The organism is Gemmatimonadota bacterium (assembly GCA_009838845.1).
In the GTDB taxonomy this organism is placed as follows: domain Bacteria; phylum Latescibacterota; class UBA2968; order UBA2968; family UBA2968; genus VXRD01.
This window is the reverse complement of record VXRD01000034.1, coordinates 1-6,655: the sequence shown is the minus strand read 5'-3', so window position 1 is coordinate 6,655 and position 6,655 is coordinate 1. Positions and strand designations below refer to the sequence as shown.

Genomic DNA, 6,655 nt, shown 5'->3' with positions numbered 1-6,655 from the left:
AATTACCTGTGACAACTTCACGTTGGCACGATTATTGCAGGTAATTATAGAGTATTATCGCATACATGTACGTGTCTGTGAACAGCAGAAGGTCCCAGTCGGATTGGTAGTCAGCCTGTGGTCTTCTGCCGCAACATACAGAGCGAGAATGGTCCAACAAACCATAACCTGCTCTGTTTAAGGAGATGACTCGTCACAAACACCGCTCAAGGACGAGTACTATCCCATCACAAAAGCGATTTACGCGCTTATGGGGCGCATTGCAGATGGGGCGTATTTGGCCAGTGCGATGGGTGTTTTTGGTATGGTGTTGCTGATTGTGAGTTTGTTTTTGGCCGGGCGATTTTTAGGCAGGCGCATGGGCGAGTTGTTCCGCGCCTAAAAACGTAGAGGGCTTGTGATGAATTTATGGAGATGGATAATTATTTTTATAAACGTTGTAATTGGGATGGTTAACGTTGCGATGGCACAGAATACTCCGTGGCACTACAGTTTTGAGGGGACGACGCTATCGGCGGCCTATCGGGCAGATTCAGGCAGTCAGATTTCGCTTTCGACGAGGCGTTACAAGGGAGGAGCACAATCTCTGAAGTGGGCATGGCAGAATAATGGACGGCTTGTGTTCACGGATCCGGCAACACAACGCAATCGGACGCTGAACGGATTTCGGGCGTGGGTGTATAACGAGGAGGCTCTCGATGAGGTGCTGAAGTTTGGGTTTGGGACAGAATCTGAGTTGTCGGCAAATAATCCGCGTTACCAGTTTGAGTTTGGCTTGAATTTTACGGGCTGGCGGGCGATGTGGATCCATTTGCGGGATGATGCGCGGAATAATTCTTATACGGGTCCGAGAAATGGGCGTGTGACGGCGTTTGAAATTAGGGCACCGAATAGCGGAGCTGTTTATCTGGATTTGATGGAGTTGGTGGAGAGGATTCACCCCAGACGATCTCCAGATGCACAGGTTCCCTTTGTCAATGCGAATAGTGCAGGTAGGAGCCGCGAATATCGGTGGAGTTTGAACACATTGCCGGGTCCTCTTCCTTCGCAGGTCACCGATGATGAGAGGCAGGCTTTTGAGACGATTGCCCGACGATATGAGTCATGGGTTCTGGGCAATGAGGTGAAGGATGATCAGCGGGAGCCAGTGAGGATTCGGCTTAACGAGCTTACAGCCTATATAAGGCGAGGACATAGCAATCTAACAGATTATGAGATTCGACGCGAGGATGACCGCATTTTGGGAACCCCACTCTTTGCTGAGCGGTCACCCTATACGCCTCTTTTTCAGAGTGTTTTTCAGGGGGTTTTGTTGCGTCTGGTGCTGGATTATCGGTTGAATGGCAATGAGGAGGCCAAAGATCGCGTGATAGATGTTTTCGATTATCTGCACGATCAGGGTTGGGCAGAAGGCAGTGGTGTTGGCGCGTTGCATCACGAGTTTTTGCGGATTGCGAGCTATGCCCATGCGGTGTATTTGATGCGGGATATTTTGGGTGATACGAATCGACTGGAACGAGAATTGGCGAGTTTGAAATGGTATAGCATGTTTGGCGAGTTGTATGAACAGACCTGGGATCCGGGCACAAATGCAGATTTTTTGCGTACGGTAGCGATGTATCGGTTGTTGTGCATTTTGATAATGGATGATACGCCCGAGAAGGTGGCGAATATGCGCCGCTATGTTGTATGGCTGAATAATGCACTATCTATTGCACCCGGGTGGCTGGATACGATTAAGCCGGATTTTGTGGGTTTTCACCATCGGGGTATTTATGCCAATGCGTATGCGCCGAAGGCTTTTCATGTGGCTTCTGTGCTGGTGTATTTGTTGCACGATACGCCTTTTGCAGTTGCAGATGATAAGCGCGATAATTTGAAGCAGGCGCTGTTGACGTCCAGGATTATGACGAATACGTATGATATTTCAACAGCTATTAATGGTCGCTTCCCGCTCAGTACAACGGTAACGATAACCGGTGGTCTTTTGCCGGCGTATATGTATGTGGCTTTGAGCTATCCTTCGGTGGATGCAGAATTGTCTGGCGCGTTCATGCAGCTTTGGAGACCTCAATCGCAGTTAGTGATAGAACGTTTGTTTGAACAGGTAGCTTCTCGGATTATGTATTTGCACACGCCGGGTGCGATGCAGATGATGACGGATTTTGCAGCGGCAGGGCACGCGCCTGCCGCTCCGCCTTCTGGGCACTGGACCCTGCCTTATGGCGCGTTGTCCATTCATCGGCGTGGGGACTGGATGGTGAGTATGAAGGGGTGGAGTAAATATGTGTGGGATTACGAGTCGTCAGCCGGTGGTGAAAATCAACTCGGTCGTTATTTGAGCTATGGTTCGATGCTGATTTACGGCAGTGGCGATCCGGTTGGTCGCGAGGCGAGCGGGATTGTGCGAGAGGGATGGGATTGGAGCATGTGGCCGGGTACGACGGCGATTCGCCTGAGTCACGAGCAGCTCAAACACGAGGGACGAGATCGCAATTTTTCGGATGAGACTTTTGTGGGTGGGGTGAATATAGAGGGGCAAGACGGTGTATTTGCGCTGAAGTTGCACGACACGAGATTCAATACGAGTTTTCGGGCGGTTAAGACGGTGTTTTGTTTTGACGATGTGATAGTTTGCCTGGGGTCTGGTATTGAGAATGATGATGGCGGGCATGTGACGGTGACGCCTCTGTTTCAGGCGGCTATTTCTGAGGATCGTCCTACGGAGGTGAATGGGGAAAGTGTGCGGGGGATTCCCTATACATTTTCGGGAGCAACGGGACAGACTGCGTGGCTTATGGATTCACGGGGTAATGGCTATGTGGTTCCAGATGGGGGCGACTTGCGGGTGCAGCGTCAGGTACAAACTTCTGGAGATTTTGGCAGAGAGGGTGGTACAGGAACTTTTGAATTGGCGTATCTGGATCACGGTCCTATGCCTCAAGGTGCGTCATATCACTATGCGGTGCTGGTTCAGAGGTCGCCTGGTCAAGTGCGTGCGTTTGCGAGTGCGCCGGAATACGATGTGTGGCAGAGAGACCACAAGGCACATATTGTGTATCATCGCGGGATGAAGGCTACGGGTTATGCGCTGTTCGATACGGATGCGAGGCCGACGGATGGAGCTATTGTGTCTGTGTCTTTGCCGAGTTTGGTGATGTCCCGCGAGATAGGTGATGGGTTATTGCTTTCGGTGGCTGACCCGGATTTTGGGTGGAGTTGGACCATTCAAGACCCACACCAATACGGCTCGTTGATTGTCAATCAGCCGAGTGAGCCACGGAAGGTAGAGGTGACAGTGCGCGGAAAATGGCGTTTGGATCAGTCCTATGAACTTGCAGAGATTGTAGAGGAGAACGAGGATCAGACGGTTGTGGCTTTTATTTGCCAGGATGGCAAGAGCGTAGAGGTGAAACTGGTATCGGGAACAGGTATTGGTGATGTAAATCTGGATTTTGATGGGGACGGTATGATCGGGTTCACGGATTTTTTGCTTTTTACCAGCAAATTTGGTCTGTCGGAGGGTGATGCGGGTTTTGACGCAAAATACGATATGGATGGCAATGGGATGGTGGGGTTCAGCGATTTTCTGATTTTTGCACAGGGATTTGGCAAACCGGTGGGTGGAAAACCTGTGGCTCTTAGAAATGGGGCGAAAGATTGGGGTCGTGACAGTTTGCTGCTTTAATAAAAAAGCCGCCACACAATGTGACGGCTTAACAAAACTTTCTGTCTCCTATTACGGTCCTAACTCAATCACACCGCAACCGATGCGTGCACCAGCATTGCCCGAAGGTTGTGAGACAAAATCATCAGCACCCGCATGGACGATGATCGCTTTTCCAACAATATCTATGTCTGAGCCAGTGTTCATCTCCCAAAGATTTGTCGTCAGTTCAATTTTCCCCATGCCTTGATCATCGACAGTCATATTGCCAATGTCGCCAAGGTGAAATTCACCTTCTCCCCATTTTCCGTGTGCAACGCCGGTGGGATTCCAATGCCCGCCAGCCGATGTCCCGTCTGGCGCACTACAATCGCCAGTTGTGTGGATATGGACAGCGTGTTCGCCTGCGGACGCATTAGCGAGCGAGACGACGAGCTTGATATTATCGCCGATTTGTGTGAAAACCGCTTTTCCGGCCACACCGCTTTCGTTCGTCTCGCCGATTGTCGCCAAGGCAGTTTTTGTATCAAACACCTCAAATTTCCCATCCTTAACAATCAGAACAGCCGGATCGTAAATCGCATCGCCATTGGCATCAAAAGAAAACGAACCCAAAATCGTGTCCAAATTCTCGATTTGAGCCAATGCGTCCCGAATCGCGTGCGAATCAGGGGACCGGGCATCTGCAATCGCCTTTGCCAAAATGTGAACCGTCGCGTAGGACACGGCGGCGAATCGGCCCGGCGCGGCACCGTATTTCGTCATATAATTCTCAACAAAGGCGCGATTGGCCGGCACATTGCCCGTACTGCTCCAATACGTAAAACTAATTGCCCCCTCAGCTGCCTCCCCGGCGCGTTCTACCTCATCCATAGTGAGCAGGGGCATCAGGATAGGAATACCGTGTTGTCCCCCATCGATCAGAGCCTGTGTCCGCCCTACTGATATAGCCGAAACAAAAATCGCATCTGGATTCAGTGCCACAATCCTGGAAAATTGCTCGGAAAGATCCATAGCGCCGGTTTCAAAAGTCTCAGTAGTCAGAACCTCGACCCCGTTCTCACTAAAGGCACTTTTCAACACCTCATCGCTACTCTGCGAAAAAACATCCATGCTTTGATACATTGTGGCCACGCGCTCATAGCCCAGTTTTTCCCGAGTTAGTTTTACACTCCCCGGAATCAGCGAATCAACAGTAAGGGCGACGCGAAAAACAAAATCGCCAATCGCGCTGAGACCGCGTGCAGCCGAAGTGGGGCTAATCGCCACGACTTCATTTTCCTGCGCAATGGGAAAAACCGCACGCACCATGGTAGAAGTATAAACACCGAGAATAACTGGCACGCCATCTTCATGAATAAGTTTATTATACGCCGCAGTAGCGCCTTCTATAGTACTCTGATCATCCTCGACAATAAACCTCAAACTCACATCACTCAATTGTGAGTTCACCTCTTCGAGCGCCATTTCAAAGCCATTGATAAACCCCTGCCCAGTCTCGGATAATCGCCCTGTTTTGGACACGACCAGGCCAACTGATATGAGTTTAGACGTACCCGTCACCTGTGCCATCCCACCAATGGGCAACGCAACTGTTGACGTATAGCCCCCATTGATCGGAATACTCGACCAGCGCCCTATCACAGAGCCATCCTGAGACGCACGCGCCTGATAATATCCCGTCGCCAGACCGGATATCTCCACCGTAACGCGCCCCATATCATCGGTCATACCCGACCACTGATAATCGGGCACCTGCCCGGCAACAGAACGCGCAAACTCGACCATCACACCTGCCACAGGCGCATCATCTTGCGACACAGTCGCCACCACCGTCGCTTGAGACATACCACCACCCGCTACAGCCATTTTACTCAGCGGATGTCCAATCTGCTCATCTACCCCGGAAGACTCCATCCCGCGCTCACCGCCACAGCCCCACATGAGACCCACGGCAAGTGTTACCAGCATGATACTGCGAATCCTGTTCAACATAAGGTCCTCCCTGTGAATAATTGCATACGAATTTCGTGCGCCTCAGAATATACTCTACGCGCAAATGTCACACAAATTAAAAAGCACTAACCATCCGCACATGCACCATACCCTGTCCCAAACTCTCGCCCCGAGGCAATCCATAATCTATCCCAACTGCGCCCATACGTCCATTTGCCAAAAGACCCACGCCATAGGACACGGGCCATGAACGCGTTCCTGCCCCCGCGATCCTTCCCACATCGACAAAAGCAAAAAGCCGCGCTTTCGGTCCCAGCAACCACCGCCATTCCACATTAACCCACCCCGCATTCGTTCCCCAGAACATCTCTTCCCGGTACCCCCGCAGCGATTGTGTGCCCCCCAGCCAGATGCCGGCAGCCTGCGGCACATCCCCCTTTTGTCCCACCCAAAAAGCGCGCGCTCGACCCGCAACAACAGACTGCCGACCCACAGGCAAAAACACCTGTCCATCAACACCCCACTGCACCCGCCTGATCCCATCAGAAACCTCGCCGACCTCTCCCCTGATCTCCGCTTTCCAACCGCCCATAGCATGCCCTCGCCGATCAAATCGAACACCTGACTCGATAGACCACATCCTCTCAGCCTCGAAGAATCCCAACCCCGAGGAATCGGGCAAAACGCGCCTGTGTGCAACCCCGCCGAAAAATCGCGCACCCTCACCCACAGAAATATCAGCGCCTCCCCCAAACTTATGCGTCACATACCCCGTACGCGCAACCATCTCCACAGCACCCCAACCGGAAAGCGGACTATTTAAAACATAGGGTTCGCGATACGACACGCGCAAATTCGACAAACCCACCCCCTGCCGCGACCACAGCGCGTACCCCTCTCGTCCCCCACCGGAAAAATTCAGAACATCGATCGCAATCTCCCCGGTCAAACCCTGTCCAGACCCCACACCGAGCACCCCTGTAGCGTTAACAAAAATCCCAGCCCCCCCGCCCGAGCGAGGTAGAGTATGCC

3 protein-coding genes are annotated in these 6,655 nt (G+C 51.9%); 1 reads left to right on the top strand and 2 read right to left on the bottom strand.

From position 1 onward, the window contains the following. Window positions 1-400 precede the first annotated feature (400 nt). A complete protein-coding gene (locus F4Y39_05235; protein ID MYC13113.1) occupies window positions 401-3,688 on the top strand; it encodes a hypothetical protein in 3,288 nt (1,095 codons plus the stop codon). A gap of 51 nt (window positions 3,689-3,739) precedes the next feature. Here F4Y39_05235 and F4Y39_05230 read toward each other — a convergent pair whose 3' ends face one another. Continuing rightward, the gene (locus F4Y39_05230; protein ID MYC13112.1) at window positions 3,740-5,239 is read right to left on the bottom strand and encodes an ABC transporter substrate-binding protein; all 1,500 of its coding nucleotides are present in this window, start codon (window positions 5,237-5,239) and stop codon (window positions 3,740-3,742) included. Window positions 5,240-5,738: 499 nt separating this feature from the next. Beyond that, window positions 5,739-6,590, bottom strand: coding sequence for a BamA/TamA family outer membrane protein (locus F4Y39_05225; GenBank protein MYC13111.1), 852 nt, complete (start codon window positions 6,588-6,590; stop codon window positions 5,739-5,741). Window positions 6,591-6,655: the final 65 nt, after the last annotated feature.

What these genes read in the sequence shown, in the direction of transcription:
- F4Y39_05235 (MYC13113.1), top strand. Translation starts at nt 401, where the DNA reads ATGAATTTATGGAGATGGATAATTATTTTTATAAACGTTGTAATTGGG.
- F4Y39_05230 (MYC13112.1), bottom strand. Translation starts at nt 5,239, where the DNA reads ATGGCACAGGTGACGGGTACGTCTAAACTCATATCAGTTGGCCTGGTC.